General features: G+C 32.7%; 25 protein-coding genes. 10 read left to right on the top strand and 15 right to left on the bottom strand.

Annotation, left to right across the window (positions count from 1 at the left end; translation table 11 throughout):
* Positions 1-65: 65 nt before the first annotated feature.
* The 7 genes from AC6EIY_RS03140 to AC6EIY_RS03110 form a co-directional block, all read right to left on the bottom strand.
* Positions 66-1,643, bottom strand: coding sequence for a GMC oxidoreductase (locus AC6EIY_RS03140; RefSeq protein WP_498507552.1), 1,578 nt, complete (start codon positions 1,641-1,643; stop codon positions 66-68).
* A 42-nt stretch (positions 1,644-1,685) separates the two neighbouring features.
* Complete coding sequence (locus tag AC6EIY_RS03135) at positions 1,686-2,279, bottom strand: cytochrome c oxidase subunit 3 (protein WP_498507550.1); 594 nt, start codon at positions 2,277-2,279, stop codon at positions 1,686-1,688.
* Positions 2,280-3,971, bottom strand: coding sequence for a cytochrome c oxidase subunit I (locus AC6EIY_RS03130; protein ID WP_498507549.1), 1,692 nt, complete (start codon positions 3,969-3,971; stop codon positions 2,280-2,282).
* Positions 3,972-3,980: 9 nt separating this feature from the next.
* The gene (locus tag AC6EIY_RS03125) at positions 3,981-4,919 is read right to left on the bottom strand and encodes a cytochrome c oxidase subunit II (RefSeq protein WP_498507548.1); all 939 of its coding nucleotides are present in this window, start codon (positions 4,917-4,919) and stop codon (positions 3,981-3,983) included.
* Complete coding sequence (locus tag AC6EIY_RS03120; protein ID WP_498507546.1) at positions 4,919-5,545, bottom strand: DUF2231 domain-containing protein; 627 nt, start codon at positions 5,543-5,545, stop codon at positions 4,919-4,921. Before AC6EIY_RS03120 ends, AC6EIY_RS03125 begins: the two co-directional genes overlap by 1 nt.
* On the bottom strand, positions 5,545-6,039 hold the full coding sequence (locus AC6EIY_RS03115; RefSeq protein ID WP_498507545.1) for a DUF2231 domain-containing protein: 495 nt from the start codon (positions 6,037-6,039) through the stop codon (positions 5,545-5,547). Before AC6EIY_RS03115 ends, AC6EIY_RS03120 begins: the two co-directional genes overlap by 1 nt.
* 1,354 nt (positions 6,040-7,393) lie before the next feature.
* The gene (locus AC6EIY_RS03110; RefSeq protein ID WP_498507544.1) at positions 7,394-7,624 is read right to left on the bottom strand and encodes a hypothetical protein; all 231 of its coding nucleotides are present in this window, start codon (positions 7,622-7,624) and stop codon (positions 7,394-7,396) included.
* A gap of 570 nt (positions 7,625-8,194) precedes the next feature.
* On the opposite strand from AC6EIY_RS03110, the gene AC6EIY_RS03105 reads away from it, so the two are divergent.
* From AC6EIY_RS03105 to AC6EIY_RS03090, 4 genes are all read left to right on the top strand, one after another.
* A complete protein-coding gene (locus tag AC6EIY_RS03105) occupies positions 8,195-9,214 on the top strand; it encodes a FecCD family ABC transporter permease (protein ID WP_498507543.1) in 1,020 nt (339 codons plus the stop codon).
* Positions 9,215-9,219: 5 nt separating this feature from the next.
* The gene (locus tag AC6EIY_RS03100) at positions 9,220-9,996 is read left to right on the top strand and encodes an ABC transporter ATP-binding protein (RefSeq protein ID WP_498507542.1); all 777 of its coding nucleotides are present in this window, start codon (positions 9,220-9,222) and stop codon (positions 9,994-9,996) included.
* Between the two features lie 198 nt (positions 9,997-10,194).
* Complete coding sequence (locus AC6EIY_RS03095) at positions 10,195-12,531, top strand: TonB-dependent receptor (RefSeq protein ID WP_498507541.1); 2,337 nt, start codon at positions 10,195-10,197, stop codon at positions 12,529-12,531.
* Positions 12,532-12,574: 43 nt separating this feature from the next.
* Positions 12,575-13,456, top strand: coding sequence for an ABC transporter substrate-binding protein (locus AC6EIY_RS03090; protein ID WP_498507539.1), 882 nt, complete (start codon positions 12,575-12,577; stop codon positions 13,454-13,456).
* Positions 13,457-13,459: 3 nt separating this feature from the next.
* Here AC6EIY_RS03090 and AC6EIY_RS03085 read toward each other — a convergent pair whose 3' ends face one another.
* Entirely contained in the window at positions 13,460-14,179 is a 720-nt protein-coding gene (locus tag AC6EIY_RS03085) for an energy transducer TonB (protein ID WP_498507538.1), read from the bottom strand.
* A 52-nt stretch (positions 14,180-14,231) separates the two neighbouring features.
* Between AC6EIY_RS03085 and AC6EIY_RS03080 the strand changes: the two genes are divergently transcribed.
* Positions 14,232-14,882: a MotA/TolQ/ExbB proton channel family protein gene (locus AC6EIY_RS03080; RefSeq protein WP_498507537.1), complete on the top strand. Its 651-nt coding sequence runs from the start codon at positions 14,232-14,234 to the stop codon at positions 14,880-14,882.
* A gap of 9 nt (positions 14,883-14,891) precedes the next feature.
* Entirely contained in the window at positions 14,892-15,299 is a 408-nt protein-coding gene (locus AC6EIY_RS03075; RefSeq protein ID WP_498507536.1) for an ExbD/TolR family protein, read from the top strand.
* A 115-nt stretch (positions 15,300-15,414) separates the two neighbouring features.
* Here AC6EIY_RS03075 and AC6EIY_RS03070 read toward each other — a convergent pair whose 3' ends face one another.
* The gene (locus AC6EIY_RS03070) at positions 15,415-15,762 is read right to left on the bottom strand and encodes a hypothetical protein (RefSeq protein ID WP_498507535.1); all 348 of its coding nucleotides are present in this window, start codon (positions 15,760-15,762) and stop codon (positions 15,415-15,417) included.
* A 2,617-nt stretch (positions 15,763-18,379) separates the two neighbouring features.
* On the opposite strand from AC6EIY_RS03070, the gene AC6EIY_RS03065 reads away from it, so the two are divergent.
* A complete protein-coding gene (locus AC6EIY_RS03065) occupies positions 18,380-18,562 on the top strand; it encodes a PM-15 family protein (protein WP_498507534.1) in 183 nt (60 codons plus the stop codon).
* A gap of 260 nt (positions 18,563-18,822) precedes the next feature.
* On the opposite strand, the gene AC6EIY_RS03060 is transcribed toward AC6EIY_RS03065, so the two are convergent.
* The 3 genes from AC6EIY_RS03060 to AC6EIY_RS03050 all read right to left on the bottom strand — a co-directional run bounded on the left by AC6EIY_RS03060 (position 18,823) and on the right by AC6EIY_RS03050 (position 19,988).
* Positions 18,823-19,080 carry a hypothetical protein gene (locus tag AC6EIY_RS03060; protein WP_498507533.1) on the bottom strand — a complete coding sequence of 86 codons (258 nt, stop codon included), beginning with the start codon at positions 19,078-19,080 and terminating at the stop codon, positions 18,823-18,825.
* 55 nt (positions 19,081-19,135) lie between these two features.
* The gene (locus AC6EIY_RS03055; protein ID WP_498507532.1) at positions 19,136-19,414 is read right to left on the bottom strand and encodes a DUF3764 family protein; all 279 of its coding nucleotides are present in this window, start codon (positions 19,412-19,414) and stop codon (positions 19,136-19,138) included.
* A gap of 226 nt (positions 19,415-19,640) precedes the next feature.
* Positions 19,641-19,988: a hypothetical protein gene (locus AC6EIY_RS03050; protein ID WP_498507531.1), complete on the bottom strand. Its 348-nt coding sequence runs from the start codon at positions 19,986-19,988 to the stop codon at positions 19,641-19,643.
* A gap of 199 nt (positions 19,989-20,187) precedes the next feature.
* Here AC6EIY_RS03050 and AC6EIY_RS03045 point away from each other — a divergent pair, with 199 nt between their 5' ends.
* Both AC6EIY_RS03045 and AC6EIY_RS03040 read left to right on the top strand, forming a co-directional pair.
* Complete coding sequence (locus AC6EIY_RS03045) at positions 20,188-20,406, top strand: hypothetical protein (RefSeq protein ID WP_498507529.1); 219 nt, start codon at positions 20,188-20,190, stop codon at positions 20,404-20,406.
* Between the two features lie 164 nt (positions 20,407-20,570).
* Positions 20,571-20,789, top strand: coding sequence for a hypothetical protein (locus AC6EIY_RS03040; protein ID WP_498507528.1), 219 nt, complete (start codon positions 20,571-20,573; stop codon positions 20,787-20,789).
* A 193-nt stretch (positions 20,790-20,982) separates the two neighbouring features.
* On the opposite strand, the gene AC6EIY_RS03035 is transcribed toward AC6EIY_RS03040, so the two are convergent.
* The 3 genes from AC6EIY_RS03035 to AC6EIY_RS03025 all read right to left on the bottom strand — a co-directional run bounded on the left by AC6EIY_RS03035 (position 20,983) and on the right by AC6EIY_RS03025 (position 21,761).
* Positions 20,983-21,171, bottom strand: a complete 189-nt coding sequence (locus AC6EIY_RS03035) for a hypothetical protein (RefSeq protein WP_498507527.1) — start codon at positions 21,169-21,171, stop codon at positions 20,983-20,985.
* A 57-nt stretch (positions 21,172-21,228) separates the two neighbouring features.
* Positions 21,229-21,393 (bottom strand): hypothetical protein, encoded by a 165-nt coding sequence (locus AC6EIY_RS03030; RefSeq protein ID WP_498507525.1) that lies wholly within the window; start codon positions 21,391-21,393, stop codon positions 21,229-21,231.
* Between the two features lie 191 nt (positions 21,394-21,584).
* Positions 21,585-21,761: a hypothetical protein gene (locus tag AC6EIY_RS03025; RefSeq protein ID WP_498507524.1), complete on the bottom strand. Its 177-nt coding sequence runs from the start codon at positions 21,759-21,761 to the stop codon at positions 21,585-21,587.
* 197 nt (positions 21,762-21,958) lie between these two features.
* On the opposite strand from AC6EIY_RS03025, the gene AC6EIY_RS03020 reads away from it, so the two are divergent.
* Positions 21,959-22,180 (top strand): DUF2839 domain-containing protein, encoded by a 222-nt coding sequence (locus AC6EIY_RS03020; protein WP_498507523.1) that lies wholly within the window; start codon positions 21,959-21,961, stop codon positions 22,178-22,180.
* The last annotated feature ends 1,088 nt before the right edge of the window (positions 22,181-23,268 follow it).

The following is a 23,268-nucleotide window of genomic DNA, read 5'->3' as shown; positions in this document are numbered from 1 at the left end:
AGTAGAATTTAACCATGAGAACAAAATTTTGTACATTCAGTTCCTTCTTATTGATTTAGAGGAAATCACGAACCACCCAAGCATGTGATCTGGGGATTGATACCTGTCGTTAATTTATCTGCCATACGTAGTGCTAAAGCAATAATCGTCAGGCCATGTCCAACACTTGGACAGCTTGGAAAAATACTTGAATCAACAATATATAAATTTTCCAGATCATGGCATTTGCCATTTTGATCTACAACGGAGGATTTGGGTGATGTTCCCATTCGACAAGTACCACATGCGTATCCAACTACACTTAGAGGGGCTGCTCCTCTTGGGTGTGTAGGGGTTCTTGTTACTTCAGTTGTTTTTATGTCCCGCTCGACCTTATTTAAAGTATCTAACCATCTATAAACAAGTCGATCATGTGCTTCAAGATTATTATGTAAATAGTTAATTCTGATTTTATTATCGTCAACCCATACTCTATTTTCAGGGTCTGGTAATACCTCCGTCATTGCCCACCAAGTAATAGACCTAGAAGCTAGTCGTTTAAGACCAAAATCTGGTATTAATTTTGTAATCAATGATAGTACTGGTGGAGATTCGGCAAACAATGCATCTTTCAAGACTCCGCCACCAGATTGAATATGCCCAAGAGGGAAATTTACATTTTTGTCTCCCCAGTAGTAGTCATTAATACCAAATGATCTATTGAAAAGACCATTATTTGGCTCACTAGCTCTTTGCAAAATACAAGTTAGTTGAAGATTCATCAAATTTCGACCTACTTGACCTGAGCTATTACTTAATCCATAAGGATGTTTTACTGTCCTAGAGTTCAACATTATTACGGGTGTATTAATAGCACCAGCAGCTAAGACAACAATATCTGATGAGAACAACCATATATCTTCTTCTAATTTTACCTCTACACCTTTAATTGCTTTACCACTTGGATTGACATGCAATTTTAAGACATTGGCATTAGTTTTTACTTCTAGTCTGCTCTTATCTGAAGCATATAAACCAAATAATTGAGCGTCTCCTCTAGGGAAAAAAGAACAATTTTCATAATTATCATTGTCTTCTTTTAATGAGTCAGGCCAGCTTATTGGCAAGTCATATGGGTGGCATCCATTCCTAATAAGTGACTCTCTAATTAACTCTAAAAAATTTTCTAATTTTCTTGGAGCATTATTGTATTTTCTTTTACGTGGGGGATCTGTTGGGTCTATACCTTCTTTACCATGAACATTAAATAATTTTTCGGCATATTCGTAGTATGGTTCAAGGTCTTCATAACTAAAGGGCCAAGATGGAGATATTCCCTCTTGTAGAGGCGATGAAAGAAAATCTTTTTCCCTCATTCGTTGTAATACCGCACCCCAAATCTTTGTATTACCTCCAAGTGAATAGGCAGTTTGAGGAGCGAAAGGATCTCCATCTGGACCAAACCACTTTTCTCCTAAAGGGTGATATTTTGTTTTTTTAAATAAATCAGTACCTTTTATATTTTGATCTTCAAGAGGTAATTGACCTCCACGTTCAAGTAGCAGTACCCATTTACCTTGTCTACTTAACTCACTTGCAAGAGTAGAGCCTCCCGCCCCACTCCCAACAATTATACAATCATAATGATGATCATCTATAAACATTATTTTCGATATTTCTTTTGAACCTGCATAGTTAAATGAGAATTATTGCCACACATAAATTAATATAAATAATATAATCCAAATTACATCCACGAAGTGCCAAAATAGACTTATTGATTCGACTCCCATTTCACCTTTTTCATAATTTCCAGGAATAAATGAACGAAATAACATTAAACCCATTAGTAATATTCCTGTAATAACATGTAAACCATGGAAACCAGTTAGTAAATAAAATAAACTACCAAATACACCACTGCTAAGGCTAAATGTCAATTCAGACCATTCAACATATTGACCATAGACAAAATATGATCCCATTAACATTGTAATTAACCAAACGATCCTAAATCCCCAATAATTCTTTTTATGTAAGTATCTTTCAGCAAAATATATAACGAAACTTGAGCTAACTAAAACGGCTGTGTTGATTAACGGTTCTCTTACTGCAATACCAGTTACGCCGTCAGGATACCAAGTCGGTGCTGAAATTTTTAAGACACCATAGCCAACAAAAAAAGCAAAGAAAATAATACTTTCTGAGCACAAAAAAATAATAAAACCTGTTAAATTATGTCCATCATGTTTAACATGACCAGGTGTGTGAAGTAGTGATTCCGATTCTGTTGAAGTCATTTAGGTTTCATCTAGGGCTTTTTTAACATAAAATGCCTCATCAACAACAAAAGGTTTGTTTAACCCATAACAGTAAGGTTCATTAAGTACAGTTGGAATATCTTCTTCAAAGTTCTCATGAGCAGGTGGTGATGGTAATAACCATTCAAGTCCAATAGCATTCCAAGGATTGGGAGGTGCTTTTTTACCTCTAGACCATGAACTAACCATATTTAAAATAAATGGAATAGACGCGACACCAAGCATGAAGGCTCCGATACTCGCAATAACATTCCAAATAGCAAACTCTGGATCATAAGAAGCAACTCTTCTTGGCATACCTAGTAAGCCAGCCCAATGCAATGGCAACCAATTAAGTGTTGCTCCAATAAAAGTTAAAGCAAAGTGAACCTTGCCCAGCCCTTCATAAAACATACGACCAGTAAATTTTGGGAACCAGTGATATATTCCTGCAAATATTCCAAATGCAATTGTATTGAAAATTATGTAATGAAAATGAGCAACAACAAAATATGTGTTCCCAACATGAATATCAATTGGGACTGTTGCAAGCATTACACCAGTAATGCCTCCAAATATAAAATTAAAAAGTCCCCCTAAGCAGAACAACATAGGTGTATTCAATCTTAAATTGCCACCCCAAAGAGTTGCTATCCATGCAAAAACTTTAACCCCAGTAGGAACAGCGATTAACATTGTTGTAAACATAAAAATATTTCTCATCCACATTGGTGTACCTGTATAAAACATATGATGTACCCAAACGACTAGAGATAATATCGTTATGCCAAAGGAAGCTACGGCTACAAATTTATAGCCAAATAATGGTTTACGAGAATAAACTGGGAACAATTCGGAAAATATACCAAATACTGGTAAAACCATCACATATACAGCGGGATGAGAATAGAACCAAAAAAAATGTTGAAATAAAACTGGATCCCCACCTGTTTCAGGATTAAAAAAGCTTGTTCCAAAATTAAGATCAAAAAAGAGCATTATTGCTGCACCTGTAAGTGCTGGTAACCCAAGTAGTTGAAGTATTTGTGCAGCCAATACAGTCCAAATAAAAATAGGCATTCGAAAAAACGACATACCTGGTGCTCTCATTCTTATAATCGTTGTCACAAAATTAAGGGCACCAATAATTGATGAAACGCCCGACAATCCAATTGCTGTTATCCATAACATCTCACCATTGAAGAAAATACCAAGCGGATTTTGAATGCTTACTGGTGGGTAGGACCACCACCCAGAGGATGCTGGGCCTCCTGGAACAAAAAAGCTTGCAAGTAATACAATTGAAAAAACTGGCACTAGCCAAAATGCAAGTGCATTTAATTTTGGAAATGCCATATCCGGTGCACCAATCATTGGTGGTACCAATAGATTTGTTAGTCCACTAAGTACTGGAAACAAGAACAGAAAAAGCATTACTGTTCCGTGCATTGTGTACAGACCGTTATAAACACTTGGATCAAAGAGATCTGATGGTGGTGTGATCAATTCACCTCTTACTAACATTCCAAGTAACCCACCTAATAACAAGAAGAAAAGAGCCGTTACTATGTATTGGATTCCAATAACCTTTGCATCTGTATTAAATCCAAAAAATCTTCTCCAATTATTCGGAGCTCCAGGTACCGGATGGGTGGCTTTTAAGACACGTTCGTCGTAATTAGTTATTGTCATAAATCAAATCTATCCTTCATGTTGTTGCTGATAATCTCCAGGCTCATTAACCAGAGGTGCTGATTTTGGAGGTACAGTTGCCCAGCCTCTATTACCTTTTTCTAATCGTTTTTTGTAAAGAATACCAGCTTGATTTAAACCACTAACAGGTACTTTTTTTACAGTCTTATTTATCCATTTTTGGTAAGAATCTTTTGATTCAACAATTACATTAGTTTGATTTTCAGAAAAATATGTTCCACTGAACATCGAATCTCTTAGACGATAAACACCAGATCTTGTTGGTGTGAGGCTATATTCGATTACACTGCCTGGAATAATATCCTGTTTTAATCGAAAGGCAGGAATATAGAAACCATGTAGTACGTCCTTAGAAATCAATCTAAAGTTAATCTTTTTATTGATAGGTAAATGTAACTCTGAGCTGGAAAAACCTTCAGGATATACAAACTCCCAGTTCCACTGTCTAGCTATTACATCAATGGGTGCATCACTAAGTTTTATTCCAAGTTCAGAATTTTCAATTAAATTTTTTTGTGGATCATATTTTGATTTTGATCCTAAATTCTTTAGGGTGCTATTAACATTAGTTGAGTAAATTGCAATTGCAATAACAAGCAAAAGGGGAATTACTGTCCAAACAATTTCTAAATTTGTATTTCCCTCTATGGGCTCTCCAAAACTTTCATCATATTTTGGAGCTCTATTAAATATTAATACCCAACCAATTACACCTGAGCAGCCAAGAAAAATAAAAGTTCCAATTCCTGTTTCAAAAGCAAAAAGATTATCTACATATGGAGCTGCTGCTGATGCTTGCACTGGAAGCCAAGAATATGACCAATTTGCCATTAATTTACTAATAAGCAAATCAACAAATATTGCTATTGATATGCCAACAATAGATATAAACCTCTGATTAAAAATTTTTTTTACTAACGGATTCATTATAAAATATCTGTAAGATCAAGTCCTTTAACTAAAAGTTGATCCGCTGTAATATGGACACCAAAATCACTTGCCAACCATGCTCCTAAACTACCATGTAATCCCATAATTAACAGAATGATAGTACCTGAAAATAAATAAGCCCAAGAGACCTGTCTTCCAAAATCTTTTCTAAAAACAAACCTCTGATAACCTCTCCAAACGGTCATAGTAATTAAAATAAATAATATTAAAACACCTCCTACCCCATGCCAAAGCATAGTGGTAATAGCTCCTTGTCCAATAATACTTTTTATCCCGCCTATTGGCACAGCTAAAAGCATTTCAAAGAAGCCTGTAGCAACTGTAAAAAATGTAATAAAGGAAGCTGCAAGTATGTTATACCAACCAACATCATGAAAACCCACTCTAGTCACCGGAAAAGCTAGAAATCTAAGTATTCTCTTCTCAAAAGGATAAAATGCTCCTGCAAAATCAAAAGCTATAGCAATAGCAAATAATCCAATAGTTAAGTGAACCAAGTTGGGATGAATTGGTATTTTATAGGGGAGGTCATTAGGACCTAATGAACTCTGTATCTCTGTGATTGGGGATGTAATTTTAATTAAAATATTATTAATAATCATTATATTATTCCATCTCTTATGGCATTAACTACTGGAACAGTATGTAATCCATAAATCCAAACAAGTTTATCACCTAGATAAACTTGAATACATACAATAAAACATAGCATTATGTCTACAAATAAAAAACCTATTGATAGATTATTAGGGTTATTTTGCCGTGAGACATAACGCCAGCCAGTTATTATTGAGAGAATAGCTGCTAATGACCAACCAATCGTACTGTGATAGTTCAGAATATCTTTTGAAGATCCATAAGGATTTGCTAATCCAGCTTCAATTTGACCAAAGATTATAGCAATAAAAATTGCTATCGTCGCAACTATTAAATTAAGAAAACTAACCTCAAAAAGATTAGATCTTTTCGAAAGAATGCCAATAATATCAAAAACAACTGCTATTAAAGTCATTGCAATAACAAAGTGAACAATTATTGGATGTATTACATCGATCCAAGGTAGGTTCTTTTCATTTAGTGCTGGCAGCAGACTCATTACTACTGAATCAAGCAGTAAATACATAGCATGTTAATTCAATAAAAATGTTAATGGTTTGCTTTTTATAAGGTTGGTTTCGTCGAGAAAATATGACATTAAATTTTCTGATAGAGACTTTCTATAAGTTAATTTTATGATTGCGGGTAAAGCCTAGCTATCTTTTCTTTTTGCTCCTTAATTTTTTTATCTGTTGTCGAAAGTGATTTGCTTGAATACATCTCTCGAATTGAGATATATCCTACATAGAACATCATCATTGAGAAAATGAACCCTGTTACTAAGATAAGGATTCCTAATACACTCTGCGGAGCAAGAAATTGTAATCCCAAAGTTTCAGCTAAATACATCAATTAAATAACCACCTATTAAAATATTATAAAAAAACTCAGATAAACCCATAAAAAAAGATTCATTTGAGGAGTAAATTTAATACATAAAGCATGTTTTGATTTTGAATTAGGTGATTTCACTCTATTAGATATTTACTTGATGATGACAATATTATTCTTTGATTTTTAGAATTGATGAAAGCATACAAGATCTTCTCAAGGGTAAAAAGCGAGAATGATTTTAAAGATATTGATAAAAACCTATTAAAGGGCTTCGAATGCAGTCAATTTAGTTGTGAAAATGCAAAATTTCTTACAATGATTAAGGAACAAACTATTTCAGCTATTTATAATAAAAAGTATTTGACGATAAAATCATAAAAAAAATCGCCAAAATAATTTATTAATATTAATCTTTTTATAGAAAAATATATTAAAAGTTAATTTGTTCTATTTTATTCAAGGTGAAAAATAGAAATTCACATGAGAGAAACCCTAATGTATTATTTATTGACTGTAATTATATAAAAAAATATAGTCCAAAATATTCTTTCAACTATGACGTAGAAATTTTATTTATTTGTTAGGTGTATTTTAAGTTTAATCAAAATAATAAATTATAAAATTATGATATTGATTTAGATGATAAAAAAATAGAGAGGGTTGACTCAATACCAAAATCAAATAAATTTCTAGCTATATCTTCCCCCGTTATTTCGAGTTATTTTGTACATCAACGCTATGCAAGATAAATATGTAGAAAAAAAGAATTAGCTTTTTTGTTTAATTTGTATAAACTGCAACTTCTAGAGTATAAATTGTTCGAGAAAAACACTTTGATATCAATTATATTAGAAATAAAAATAATGACATGGATGAATTAATAAATCCACAAACAACCAGTAACTCTGTAAACACTGGGGAGTATAGAATTTTCTTTAAAGGTATATGGACTGGGGTATTGATTTCTCTGATTGTACATTATTTTACAAATCACTAATAATTTGATTTGTAAAACTGATTTAGAACGGTTTTAAGACTCCTTTTCCTTCCTCATCTTTTTCCTCTGTTGGATTGGAATCCATAGGATTATATTCAAACTTTCCAAAGAAACCAGACATAAGCCAAATTATTGCAGTCCCAATCGCAATTATTAAACTCCCAAAACCTAATATAAAAAGACCCTTAAATAATAAAATCAAACCTGCAGTTACAAGAGTTAGAGAAAAATTAAATAAAATTTGTGGATTCATTGAATTATTTTATTTTGTTTGATTTATTTTAGGTCATAAACCTTTTTAATCCTTGAAATTAATAGCTGTATCGATAATATTTGTCGGCTAATTGTTTTATTTAATAAGCTCATGTCTATCATATTTTACCCTATGATTAATTAATTTGAATCTATATTTTATAAACTTATGTATTATTCCATTAAGGATTAATTTACGTGGAAGTTATTTATAAAGTGAAATCAACACAAGATAGATATTTTAAATGCTAGAAGTGTTGTCATGAGCATGAGCAATTGAAGACTCCAAAAAGAATTTTTATGGCAGTTCTAACAGATGATCCTTTTGATAATACAAAAGTTAGTGTTCATCAGAGCTGCTTTTCTAATAGTAAATAATATAATTTTATTTTTAAAGTACTAATTTAAGATTCTTATTGGCTAACAATATACTCAAAAATAATTACCTTTGAATTTTTATCATAATTTTAGTTCAATCATGTCCTTCAATCTATATTTATTAAATTTGTAATATTTGTACATTGCATAAGCATCTAAATGCCTATCGTAAAGTTGTAATATTTTTATTCAGGTGTTTTATAAAAAGTTTCTAAATTTATTAAAAGAAAAGAATTGGTTCAACGCCACAGTTCTTTTAGTATTTATTGGTTTAATCATAGTTTTGTCCTTAAGTAGAGGTTCCGTTGAGCTTAGTAGTGAAGAAATATTCAAGGCTTTTTTACGACAAGGCGACATAACTAACCAGATCATTTTTTGGGAACTTCGACTACCTAGATTAATTGCCTCATTACTAGTTGGCTCTGCATTAGGAATGTCGGGTGCTCTCTTGCAGGGAATGCTTAGAAATGGCTTGGCAAGTCCGTATTTGCTTGGAATTTCTGCAGGTTCAGGTTTAGTAATTGTTTTGTTAATTAGCATGGGTTTATGGTTATCTTGGATCCCAATTGCTGCTTGGATTGGAGCTATTTTTACTACTTTGATTGTCTATTTTTTAGCAAAATCAGGTACTTCTATATCAGTTGAAAGATTGATTCTTGGAGGGGTTGCTCTAAGTAGCCTTTTTGGGTCTATACAGTCAATGCTACTTCTACAAACTGAAGATGGAAGAGTTCAAGCTGCTTTAACTTGGTTGATAGGTAGTCTTAATTCAAGAGGTTGGGCTGAAATCAAGTTGGCTGCTCCACCAATCGCCTTTGCTTTAGTTGTGGGTTTGTTACTCTCTAGGCCATTGAATTTACTAGGCTTGGGAGATGAATTGTCAGTAGGGTTGGGGAATTCTTTATTTCGTTCAAGATGTTTGATTGGTGCATCGGCAACTCTTTTAGCTGCAAGTTCAGTTAGTGTTGGTGGTTTGATAGGTTTTGTAGGTCTGATTGTTCCCCATGCCGTAAGATTTTTATTTGGAACAGACTATAGAGTTGTTCTTCCATTCTCTGCATTGTTAGGTGCTTTAACACTCAGCGCAGCTGATTTAATTGCAAGATCAGGGACTATTGAATTGCCTGTGGGAATCATTACATCATTATTAGGTGCTCCGATTTTTATAGTCTTATTGTATAAAAGACAAAAAGCTTTATCTAGTTTGAGATAGACGTAATGACACTAATAACAAAAGATTTCTCTACCGGTTATGAAGAAAATAATATTATTAAATCGATAAGTCTCTCATTGGAGAAATCTGAATGGTTAGGAATTGTTGGAGCTAATGGATCAGGCAAATCCACTTTCTTAAAAGGTATTAGTCGTATACTTGATGCATATACTGGCACTGCTTATTTAGACGGACATGATATTCATCATGCTTCCACAAAAGAAATTGCAAAAAAGATTTCTGTATTACCTCAGCATCAAAGATCTAATTTAACTCTAACTGTATATGAACTGGTCTGCCTTGGACGTTCACCCCATAAGAAATGGTGGGAACTAGACCTTAATGAAAATGATCATTCTAAAGTTGAGAGATCCATTGAATTGACTGATATGACAGCTTTTAGAGATAAACCTGTTGATATATTATCTGGAGGCCAAAGGCAAAGAGCTTTCCTTTCTTTAGCTCTTGCTCAAGATGCAAAAACACTTTTATTGGATGAACCAACGACTTTTTTAGACCTTCGCTATCAACTTCAATTCTTAGATCTACTTAAGAAAATTAATCAAGAACAAGAAATTTCAATTATCACTGTTATTCATGATTTGAACTTAGCAGCGAGATATTGTGATCGGATTGCAGTACTTAAAGAGGGCCAATTATTAGCTATTGATTCACCAAGGAAAGCGCTCAATAATCTATTGATGAAACAAGCATTCCAAGTTGAGACGTGCCAAATAGATACTCCAGTAGGTTTTCAAATTTGCACAATTAAATCTGACTAGTCAGAACTAGTTTTACAGCATATCTTTTTCCAGTATATTTTGTTGCCAATGAATTGCTCAATTAATACTTTCAACTCCTAGCGCCAACTAGATGAGTATTTTTACCGACCAATTTGTATAATTGGCTACCATCTTTGAAAGTTGAAATTCGATTATTGCCTTATAAAAAGCATGTATATCTTGTTGTGTGAGGCAAGGGTGAAATTTTTTCGTGACCTGTTGGTAATCCCAGCAGCAGTTTCTTTTGCAGTACCAGTAGCTGCTCAAATAAATTTTGAAAAAGAAAATTCCAAAATAAATCAGCAGGAAGTATCTCAAGAAATTGCATCTAATGGATATTTGATTGCTGATTCAAATCCTGAGAATATAAAAGAGGATTCTGACTCTCTTAAGATTACTGTAACTGGAACAAGAAATGAAAAATTCGTAGACGATGTACCTTCTTCTATTGACGTTATAGATATATCAGATGAGAAATATCGTGGTTTTACTGAATTAAAAGATCTTTTAAGGTATGAAACTGGTGTTTCAGTAGAAGTAGATAGTTATATACCTTATAGTGCTGCATCTGCTGTTGAAGGTAATGTAAATATACGAGGGATGGTTGATAACAGAGTCCTATTTACTCAGGATGGAATACGTCTGCCAAATGCTTTTGGTTATAGTGCTCCTCTTGCTTATAATTATGACCGTGGTGACTTTGTTGACTTTAATACAATTAAAGCAGTTGAGATTGTTAAAGGACCAGGATCAACACTATTTGGAAGTGATGCTTTAGGAGGAATTCTTTCTTATAGGTCATTGCAAGCTAGTGATCTTCTTGAAACAGGAGAAGATTTTGCTATTGAAATACCTGCTAGCTATACGAGCTTTAATAAAGGCAAAAATGGTGCAATTAGAATCGCTTTTAGGGATGAAAAATTAGGATCCTCCGCAGTTGCTGTATATAGTTATTTAAATTCTGAAGAATATCTACCAAAGGATTTTGCCGATAGGGACAAATGGATAAATGATGTTGAAAGAAATGGTTCAACAATCTTCGTTAATGCTGAAAAGGAAGCAGGAGAGAATAAAAAGTTTGGATTGATTTTAGAGAGAGTACAGAGAGATACAGAGAGTACTAAGCCGGCAAATACGTTAACAAGTTATGGACCTACTCTTTCTTATACGAAGCAATCGCAAGATGTAGATGTCACCAAAGATAGGCTTGTTTTATCATATAAATATGATAACCCTGAAAAAATCTCAGGCTTTAATAGTTTTATAGCTAAGGGCTATTATCAAAATGCAGAGACAGATGATCTTTGGGATGATAATAGACTTTCTGGTTTTGCTCGTACACCACAACTAAGAATATCTGACTATCAATTAAAGGACGAAAGTTATGGTGCAGATATTCAATTTGGTTCAAGAATAAACAATCATAAGCTTACCTATGGAATTGAAGCCTCAACAACCGACAATTCATATCTACAAGAAAGATGGACTACAAATTTACTTACGGGTGTTGTAACTCCTGATCACAAAAAGAGAGTTCCAGATGGCGAAACCAAACGAATTGGAGTTTACCTACAAGATGAAGTAAGAATCGGTAAAGTTGATGTTACAGCTGGTGTAAGATTTGAAAATACAAAGATAGACGTTGAGACAGACGCGATTCATACAAAGTATTGCTCAGGAGATGGAGCATATACTTGTTTGCTTGGAGAACTTGACGTTAACGCTTTAACTCCAAAAATTGGAGCAATATATGACGTGTCTCCAAATGTTGCATTCTATGGTCAGTATGCTGCTGGATTTAGAGTACCCACTTGGGAGGAGATGAATGCATATCAAGTAAACCTTTTTGCTAGTCGCTATGGACAGCCGTATCAAATCAGACCCAATCCAGATGTAGAGCCTGAAAAAAGCAACAGTTTTGAGATAGGACTAAGAGGAAGCACTGAACGAAATAAATTTAGATTGGCTACATTTATAAATAAATACGATGATTTAATCGGAAGCTCTTCACTTGGCAAACAAACTGTTGATAATGTCCCTAATGTGAATGTTTCAAAAATAGACAATGTAGGGAAAGCTACTATATGGGGTGTTGAACTTAATAATGATTTTAAATTAACTGAAAATAAAAATGGAAGAATTTCCGTAATAAACTCAGTTTCTTATTTGAAGGGTGAAGATGATGAAGCCAACGAGCCATTAGATGATATTGATCCATTTAAAGTAGTAACTGGATTCCAATTCTCTAATCCTAATGAAACTTTTAATGCTGAGTTAATTGCAACATACGTAGGTGTTGCTCGATTGCCAGAAAGTGATACCTATTACAAGCCTGATGCATATACAGTTTTTGATCTCGTTGGGGCATATCAAGCAACTGACTCTCTAAAGCTTGACTTAGGCGTTTATAATCTAGCTGACAAAAGATACTACAATTACCAAAATACTAGAACAGTAAGTCCCACAGCTACAGCTATTGAACGTTACTCTCAGCCAGGTAGATCGTTGAAAGCAGGATTTAAATATAGCTTTTAAGACTACTTAATAGTTTAGTAAATTAAGTTAAAATCAATTATCCATGTTTAAATTCAATAGAGGTTACCTTACTTCAATAATTTTATTTGCATCATTATTATTTAGTAGTTGTTCCACTAACTTAAGAGAAAAATCAAAAAATGAAATTGAGTCTACTAAAGATTATCAAACGATTAATAAAAGAGTAGTTGCACTAACTTCTTTGACCTCTGATTTGGTTGATAGACTTAGTCCGGAATCTCTAGTAGGGATACCGGGTAGTCGTTTGTTGAAAAGTAAAGAACGATTTAAAGAAAAGATTATTGTTAGTCAAGGAAGAAATCCACCTAATCTTGAAAAGATAATTAGCTTAAAACCAGATTTAGTTTTAGGTGCTAAGGGATTTCACGATAAAGCTTTATTTCAAATAAATCAGTTAGGAATAGAAACCATATCTACTGAGATAAAAAATTGGAATGATCTTGAGTTATTAACTGAGGAAATTAGCAATTATTTAGATGTAAATAATCAACCTTTGTATTCATTGGCTCCATACTGTAATCAATTTCCTGAGAAAGTCTCTAGTGATTCCACTATAGTTTTGGTTAGTAGTTCACCACTACTCTCCCCAAATAATAAAAGTTGGGCTGGATCGTTATTAAGTAAATTCAATATAAATAATCTAATAAGAGATCTTCAATCAAAAAGTGGTTTTGATGGTTATGTGACTTTATCTCCAGAAACGTTGCTTGAAAAAAATCCAGATAACATTATCCTTGTAGACACGGGTAATGATATGAAAGATTTATTCTTAACTAAATCCTACACATCAAAATTGAAAGCAGTGAAAAATAACAATATTTTTACTTTTAATTATTATGGTTTAATAAATCCTGGGAGTATCGATAAGATTAATACTGCTTGCGAAAAACTCATCGATTTGTGATTTTTATCTATAATTTTTAATTTTATGTTCATATCTGATGTTTATTTCACTTATTTCATTAATGGGCTTAAATGTTGATTTGATCGCCGCTTGAATCGATGCATTGTCAATTTCTTTATGACCACTTGAGCTAACAATAATTGCATTTTTAACTAGACCATTTGTATTTATTGTGACTTTTACTATTGTAATCCCTTCTAAATCTTTTCTTATTGATTGTTGTGAATAGATAGGTTCAATACATTTTTTACAGATTATTTTTTTTACACCTTTTCCTTTAAGACTTCCTTTTTTAATTTCATTCTTTATATTCTTTGATTTATTCCCCCTTCTCGATGATTCTCTAGTTTTAGGTGACTGAAGAGATGATTTTTTATCGTTTTCTTTTTTATTCTCATTTTTAGTAATATCTTTCTTGGTATTGGAATTTATGGGGACTTGTGAGTTAGCTTTTACTTCATTACTAATGTTTTTAGTTTGATTTTTTTCTGTTTTTTCCTTTTTTTCTTTTTGAGTTTGTTTCTTTCTTATTTTGCTATTTATGTTTTTCTTTATAGACTCTCCAGGGCCTGAAATTATTTTGACTTCTGTAAATTCAATAGGTTTTTCCGTCGTTCCCAAAGACTCATCTGTTTTGATTGATATTAACAATAGAGAATGCAATAATATTGAGGAGATAATTGCTATTTTAGATTTATTTTTTAGAATATAATTTCTAAGCACCTTTGTAAGATATTCTCATCAATTTTGTATACATACTATAATTCTATAATTCATGTATACTTTAAAAGTTTATAAATTAATTAATATGTTCTTTCTCTTCAAAACTGGTGGGTTTGTTATGTGGCCATTATTAATTTGTTCATTATTGAGTCTTTATTGTGCTATTGAGAGAATAATTTTCTGGCGCAATATAAGATGGCATAATAATAACACGAAGGAAAATATAATTAAACATTATTTAAATTCACCTTCATCTTTTTCAGATCTATTGTCTAATGACGAAGCATATCCTTTATTTTCTATTTTATTAAAAGCTCTTAAGTTCGATCAGTGTTCTGATGAAAATTTTCATTTTGCATTGTCTAGTGCACTGCAATCAGAGATTCCTTCATTGAAAAGACACACTAATATTTTTTCAACAGTAATCACTATTTCTCCTTTACTGGGTCTCTTGGGAACTGTGTTAGGCCTCATAGAATCTTTCTCATTGATTACCATAGGTCAGGTTGGAGCAAATAATATTGAAGTTACTGGGGGCATTAGTGAAGCACTAATTTCTACCGCTGCAGGTTTGATTGTCGCAATAGTTTCCCTAATATTTGCGAATTATTTTAAAATTGAATTTCAAAGAGAACTTCCTCTTATAAAAGAATTTCTAGTAAAGTTTGAAATTGCTAGAACTAACAAAAGTAATCTAATTTAGTTTATTAACATGAAATTTATTGAGGAAAAAGATTCTGATATAGATAATCAGGGAATAAATATTGTTCCAATGATTGATGTTATATTCGCAATTCTGACTTTCTTTATTATTTCTAGCCTTGATTTAATTAGAATTGACAATATACCTGTTAATTTACCTACAGCAAGGACATCAGAAAAAGTAGAAAAGGAACCATTTATCTTAACTATTGATAATGAAAATAATGTTTTTATAGGTAGTAAACTTATAAATTCTGCTAACATAATCGATTCAATTAGTGAACTTATTTCTGGCACCTCTAATAATATTTTAGTTATTTCCGCAGATAAAGATGTTTCATATGGAAAGGTCGTTGAGGTTCTTGATCAGATACGTTCTATAGATAACTTACGTATTGGCATCTCTACAGAAAAATGACCATATTAAAAATTTTTTTCTATATTTCTTTTTTCGTTATCTAAATGTTATTCTCCTTAATTTTAAGCTTTTTCTAATATATAAGTTTGCTTAAAAAAATTAGAAGTTTTTAGAATTATTCTACTACTTGTTGGAAAAACTCATTTATTTCTTTTTCTTCTTCTTTAGTAATAAGGCACTTTTCTCTTATTTGATTAATTAAGTTATGGTACATATCATTTGAAAACATTTCTTTACTTTGCAATCCTATATATTTAAAGTATGAATATTTAAGCGTTTTCTCATTATCTAATCCATTAAAAAAGTTGTCATTTTTGGCACTGCAAAACCTATCTGCATATTTATCAGCAATTATTATCTGTGATTTATTTAAGCTAAATTCAGCTTCAGAAGCATGAACTTTTGATAAAAGAGCAACATAAATCAATAAAAATGCTATAGTACAATTTAATAAACTTTTCATACTTAAATCATTTCACTTCTTTTGAACTAAGATTAGTAGTTTCTGTATTCTACTGCAACTCTTTTATTATTCATAAGAGCTTTGAGTATATAACCTATTCCATAACACCTGAATAAGTAATGATTGAGATGATAGTTATCTTAGATATCAAAAAAAATTGAATAAATCTATTCAACTTCATGACATTGGGTAGAATAATAGATCTTAGAAAAAGTATTAAAAAAAAATCATTTTATTAGCTTTGATAGATATAAATATTTTTGCTTATACTGGCTCAGATCTAAACGATTTCGTTCAAAAATTTTAAAAAGTGAGTTCATAAAGTCTTATACATTACTGATGAACCATGATGATTAGAAGCTATAAATATACAGGTAAATTCCATAAATTTAAATCTTTTAATTTGCTAGATTCAGAAATCTTTGTTGTCATTATTTATCTCTGAGGAGATGTTTTTTAGTAAATAATATACACTAGTTAGGTGCATTCCTCGCTTAACGTGAATTCGGGTGGTAGGGCTAAAGGTAGAATAAATTTTCTTATATTTCAAACTGTTTTTTTTATGTTATTGAGTTTTCGGCAAAAGCCTTAGCTATGTCTTTCGTTAAAAATTTAGAAACAGACCAGAAAGTGTGTATTCAAGTTGCTCCTTATTAGCCACAATCTGTTGTGGTGCCCTATTCTTACACCAATCTTAGATTGATGGTGAGTCTAGTAGGTATATCTGAGATAATAGCTATATTCATTTAATTCCTGGTTAGCATGGCAAGTTCTTTTGATTGTCTTATAACTTTTCTTCGACTCTTATAAACTCTGCGAGCATCTCAAGTATTACCCTCTTTACCTAGTGGGATTAGCAGTTTTAAACCTTCTTTCTCTTAAATTCCAATGTTTTTAAATGCATGTTAATTGTGCATTATTGTCTTGGACTAGCAAAGCATATAAATGTCTCTCCTTTTTGTATTTATTCCAAAGTTCTTTACTAGGATTGCCGTTTTGTATTTTTCGGAATTCTTCAAACCTGTTGCCATAAGCAGTCACATATTTAAGAGAAAACTTACATTTATTGCCAATTTCAACTATGGGTATTGAATTTTAAAATCAATTATTTGTAGTGAGTCAATTTATAACCAATTCATTTTAATGTTAACTATATCTTTATCTGTTACGGCTGGGGGCAATCACATGGACTCGAATTGCTGTTCCTGAACACAAAATCGAGGAGACCCAAAATGGACTTGACGAATATGTCTTCTTATCAGTGTTCCTTATTGCCATTGCTTTAATGGAAGATTGCAAAGTGCTGAACCATTTAAAGGTGCAAAGTAACTTTTCTAGTGGCCTTGATTACGTTCTTAAAGACAGTGCAATATTTGATACACAAGATTGAATCTTATGCATGATAATTTTTTTGTATTGCCTATTCACCCCCCGTTTGATTCCTCACAGTTGATTTGGTTTTGCTTGAAATTGTATTAGCAATATTGCATAAATTTTAATTTAACGCTGGATTTTCTTAGAAAGCTTTTGAACTGTTTAATTCTTTGAAATTTTTTTACTTGTTAAATTTGACCCTACTTTTAATAATTGGCTACATCAGCAATCTTTCTTCCACCCTTACGAATTTGAATTTTTGTTTTTGGTCTTTATCCTTGGATCACTAACTAACCTCTAAAAGGAGAAGCTACATAGGTCTCCCCGTTATTAAGCTGTGAAAAGTAGGATTTAATTTATAGAGAAGAAAAATAACTAAAAAAAGAAAATTTAAACCAGTAAAGACACCAAACTTTCCACAAGAAAGTGCTGCTTACATCATGGTTGTCAAATCCTGCATCAACACGAAATAATTTTGCTATTTCAGAAAAAGTATTTATTTAGATATAGGCAACCTTTTAATTGTTGTCAGTTAGACATAATAATTAGTTGCAAAATTCTTCTATCTCTGCTCATTTCAATAGCTAATAAGACTTTATTTTGTCAATAGATTCTGTCACAAGTAATAAGCTAACTTTTATAAAGTTATCTTATGTGGTTTGAGTGCTGATCGCAAACTTAAGCAAAACGCACTTGTTTAATTAGAAGTTAGGTGTTTGATGATTGAGAAAAATGTAATTGCGATTATTCAGGAGTTCAAAAAGAACTGTTATCTCCTGATAACTTATGTATCCAGTGGGAAGTTACTTGTTACTTGTAATAATAACAAAGTAAAATCCAAGATCAGTTCCAGCATGATTTAAGAAAAAATGAGATTAATTTATCTATTTTTATTTACAGATAGCGAGTTATTCATAGAGGATCTGAAAATTTCATCGATTAAATCTTGACATTGCAAGGCTTTTTAATAAAAAAGACCCGAGGTATAGTGTCCTATGGGCCTGGGTGATTGTTTTTTATTTCTAGCCTCGTTTCTCCAAAGAAGCAACCTCCGCTATATCTGGCGCCTAAGTATGAAGTTTTGTTATGTGAATCTTTATATGGTGTTATGAGAACTTGAATCCCTCTGAATAGTTATTAATGTCTTGTTTGACTGGGTGATGGGTCTCAGTCTTTTGGTTCAAAAAGGTTAAGCTCGGTAATCCAATTGATGCTTGACCTTTAATTCATTTGAAAAAATTTTATGAATCTTGGTTTGCTTTTTCTCGAATCTGTTTCAACTGGAGTGATTACTTCAGAAGAGATGAATTGGGTAACATCTAATCAGCCTCATTTTTCTCGAGTTGAAGAAGCGGCTGCTTTGAAACTCGGTCGTCTATTGGATCAAGGCTTAATTCAAATTGGTTGTCGTATTGGTCGCAATTAAACATTAATTAGACTACCAAAATCGAATCAAATCCTAGGAAGCATTGAATCAGCTCTGATTTCTTGACTTGCTTTATTACGATGACTATTATTTTTTCATCGCTGGGTGATGGGGATCAATCAGAGGATGTTACGAGCTCTTTCTATGATGGCTTTTTTATTGAAGAAATTTTTATACAAACACGTAACTTCCTGAACATGAATAATTAATCCCATAAGGAATAGATACTTTCATTCGCTATTTAAAGGGAGCCCGATGACCTATAAACGATCAGTACCATAAGAAATAATGTCTCCGGAGACAGTATCAGTAACACCTAGCTCAGTTAATAGCTCTATCACAAATCCTCTTACTTCATCTAAGTGTGCAATCATTTTTGGTCTTGCACTAACGAGTTCCTCTTTACTTTCCCAAAGTCCTACAAAGCAATAACTATTTTTCCTTTTTGTGCAAATGTATCTGTCGGACAAGCCTTCGTAAATGATTTCCCATGGAATTAAAAATATTGATCTACGCATACAGGCTTCAACTTGAAGCGAACAACGTTCATAAATTTGGGTGCTGTCATTTCTATCAACCGGCTAGGTAACTGGTAATAACGGTTGAATTATATATATGACCTGTGGCTTCAACAGCTTCTCTACTTGCTTCAAAAAACGCTTTTGCAACACCCTCTTCTGCTTGATGGATAACAACAACTGATTCAGGATCATCTTTGCTAACACCTCTGTATAAAGGTCTTATTGAGTTGGCCTCGTGCATTGCAACAACCTCTGTACTATCAAAACCGTTGGCCCAATCTGCAAACGGAACAGAAATCTTGAATGTAAATACTGTTGTCTCCAGTGCCATCAATAATATTAATAAGTCAACAGAGCATTACATATTTTTACTAAAATTTCTACTAGAAAAGAATCTCTTCAGGCTATGGACAACTAGTAGGTAACGATCTCTTGCGTAGTTACTACTATAAAGATAAACAAAATCCAACCAATTAAATCGCCTAAAACAGCTGACCTAAGTCAGCTCTTCTGGAACCGATAGAAATCGTCTTTCAACCTTTTGTGTTTTGTCAGGTTTAGGAAAAAACTCTTGGATATGGAGTTTGTCCGTTCATTAGTGATGTGTCTATTTGTTTGCAGATATTCATTAATGCATTTAGTCCAAACCCAGGCCCTGAAGGACCATCAATGAATTCCTGGAATTCTTCTATAGAAATGCCCTCTTTTATTTCCCAAATACAGTAGATAGGACCGTTAGCAGAAACAGCATTAGCTGAGTGGTTGAAAAACCCTTTTTCTTTGTTTGCTGTTACAGCCTTATCCCACCCTCCGCTAGGTGCCATGGCTGCGTGAGCGGTTTTCCACCACTTAGAAGAAGTGCCAGCTTTGAATTCGTGATGAACGATAAAAAAGTTAGAGGCCATAGAGTGTTTTTTTTTTGCAGGCTATTCTTAACTTAAAATCGATTATTCAGTTAATTAATCCTGTTTTCATGACTTTGATTTTGAAAAGTTTTTATTTCTGTGGACTCTGATAACTGTTAGTAATCCCTGATTCTTTATGTAAAGCTGAATAGTATTTCTCGCTCAGACCACTACATTTAGTGTGATTTGTGCACTAGGAATGTCAATCGCACTACATTCGTCATTGGTTTACGAAGAAATCGTCGCTCATGCAAACTTAAATATGATGACCAAACTTACTGACTACATAGGATCTTCTGGTATTTCTGATTGTTTTGCAGCGAAAGAGAGAAGCGATGCTTTTCGCAGAGCTTGGATTGCTGCTACTGAAGCAACTCTTGTAGAACGTAAAGAAAGCAATTTACTTCCATTAGATTAGAAATCGTTTTTTTTAAGCTGTAATTATTGTTTAAAGAAATTCTTTTTTATTCTTTAAGAAAACTTTTCAATAAAAAATAGCAGTGTTTTAACTTGACGTATTTCCTCTTGACTTGTAATAAGAAGTTCTTATTCTTAATTCATAACTAATCATTTTTTTATAGGATGACCATTGCGACGTCATACAGCTATGGTGATAGAAGTGTTTTTGATCTTAAGACTCTATTAGAAGCAGTAAGATTCATAATAATTAATTTTATTTTGGCTTTTATCTTGTTTTTCCTTATTGTTGAAGAATATGAATGGAAAATCTTTTCATCTAGAGAAGGAATTAAAGATAATGTTGTTGATTTTACATCATGGAATATAAAAACATTAATTTGATGAATTAATTAGTTGACTTAGCGGAATATTTCAAAAATTTTATTAATTTCTCAAATTGCCAAGAACTTTTTTTGCTAATTGCAATTGATTTCCATCTCAACATCTCCTGAATTTACATTCGTGATTTAGAGATGTTGAAAATATTTAAACAGAAAGGGGGGCTAATTATTACCTTTCAATTTGAATGATATTTTTATGACTTTTTATTCCCTATCCAGTCTTCAGGCTTTTTCATCATCCAATTCATAATTCCGTCACTATCCATATTCCTTGAGCTCAAGCCAAAGGCAACGATAAATAAAATACTAAATAAAATTATTATGGTTAGTAAAAGAGGGTTTATGCCCATTTCAGAAAGAGTAAGACTAAAAAGATATTGCATGATTTGAAAGTGAAAATTCTTTTATTCAAATTTTAAAACTTAAGGTTGTGCGATTGATTATCCATGCCACAAAAGCTCAGATAATTCGTTTTTTTCCATTGAGATGAACTGTTGAAACATTGTTTCTTCGTACAACCTTCTAAGCTCCTTCTCATTTGCTTTATTTGCCATAGCCTTTGCTAAATTTCTCGCTATCTCTTGATGATTAAGCTCCTGTCCCATTTGTGCATAAAAAATTTATGTATTCCTTTCTAGAATTGATTATTTAGTTTACTTCAAAAATATTCACATAATGTATTTCGCATGTATCAAATTTTCTAATTAAATGAATTCGTGGCTCTAAAGATCCATTGAATCATATTTGGATGCGGGAGAAATAGGTTGGGTTCATGCTGCGGAAATCAAAGAGATTGTCAACTTACATAAGCAATTAAAGCAACATCCACAAAAAAACCCCCTCTGAAAGGAGGTTTTTTGTGTCTTAGACCTGAGCTAGCAGTTGCTAGCAGAGCTAAGTCATTAACTTGATGTGGTGAGTATAGCCTATTTTTTAGTCCTCCTCTCTTTTTATTTTCTAAGCATCTTGGCAATTACATCTTTTCCCCAACTGAACTCTTCTTACATCCCATCCACGCAATCTAAAACATTTTCCCATGCTGCCTCATATTCTTTTGGGTCCACTTTTTCAGTCATGCGCAATGAATTATTTTTTTATTAAACCGTCTAAATCTTTTTAAGCCTTAGACCAACTCCGATTTATCTTTAGAATATTACGTCCTCTTTTTTTATGGGAGAAGCTAAAAGAAGAAAAGAATTGGGACTCCCTCCAAGAGAGAAACAAGTTGAGTTAAAGTTGCCTGTACTTGATAAAGAAAATATTCAAAAAAAAGTTAGGTCTTTTTTGTATAAAAATCCAATTGTTCCATTTGTTTTTTATGGCCTTGTACTTGGTGCTTTGGGGTGGGGGCTATATAATCTCGTTAAAGGCTATCAATTAATTAAGTCTTAGAACACTCTCTAGTATTAACAGATTTTGGGGTGTTCAATTGTCTCGAAATACTACTCATTATTTGGCCATAAAAACTACCACAAATGAGAGTTCTTGGTTGACTAAAAAATAATGGATTCCAATTAGATGCAAAATTATCTCCGCCGCACAATTAGTTGAACATGTCCATAACACTTTCAAACGGAAAATAGTAACTTAGGCAAGAGCCTAGAGGCTAGTCCATACATGAATACTCGTCTAACGAAAGACCATTACCCAATAATAGTTGTGAATCCTCTCGTCTTCTTCTTTTTCTTGTAATTCAATAAACGTTCTTTTCCGTATTAATTACTTGAAAGTTGCCGGGCTGTAGGTATAACGAGCACAACTTGAAAAGTTTTATGGCTTTCATTTCTCGTTTGATTAACAAAAGGATCTCTAACTTAATTAGTAAACTTAATATTTCAACTAAAGTTGTTGAACAGTCCCATAACGACTACCCACTAGATGGTATGGGTGATCACCATAGATTCTTGCTTTAAGCAATCACCATAGCTTTCAGAATCGAGGGTGAGTTTGACATTGAGGCAAGATTCTCTTCAGTTGCTGCAACTGGTCTTTAAGTGCATAACAATCAAACAGTAAAAGTAATATGATTGGCTTATAAAATAACTGGAAAGATCTTCTAGTAGACGGTGCGATTGTGGCTGTTTCTCTTGGTGGGTTGGCTATGGTCATTGGATAATTTCCTGCAATTCAATAAATTGCTTTCTTTTCTTAAATAACAATGGATATCAACTATCACTAGCTTGTTGATATTGTTCTTTTATTAGGGGCTTTTTTTCCTAAACGCAAGGAAAGATGATTCAAATCATCGTATCCTCTACACAATCAAACCTACTTATCAATGTTGGTGGAGGTAGTTTCTATTTATTAGGAAGTTTTTCTTTGGTCGATTAGTCACGTTCTTTTTTCCACAAAATCAGTTAATCAGAAAAGGGAAAAAAATTTGAATGAGTCTGAAATTCTAAAAGTTAATCTTTGTAAGACTGTTTTTATTGGCGAAAATGAGTTTGAGAAACCCTCCTCATTTCAGTAGCAAGTGAACA

The organism is Prochlorococcus sp. MIT2304 (assembly GCF_059772405.1).
This window is presented reverse-complemented; position numbering and strand designations above follow the sequence as displayed.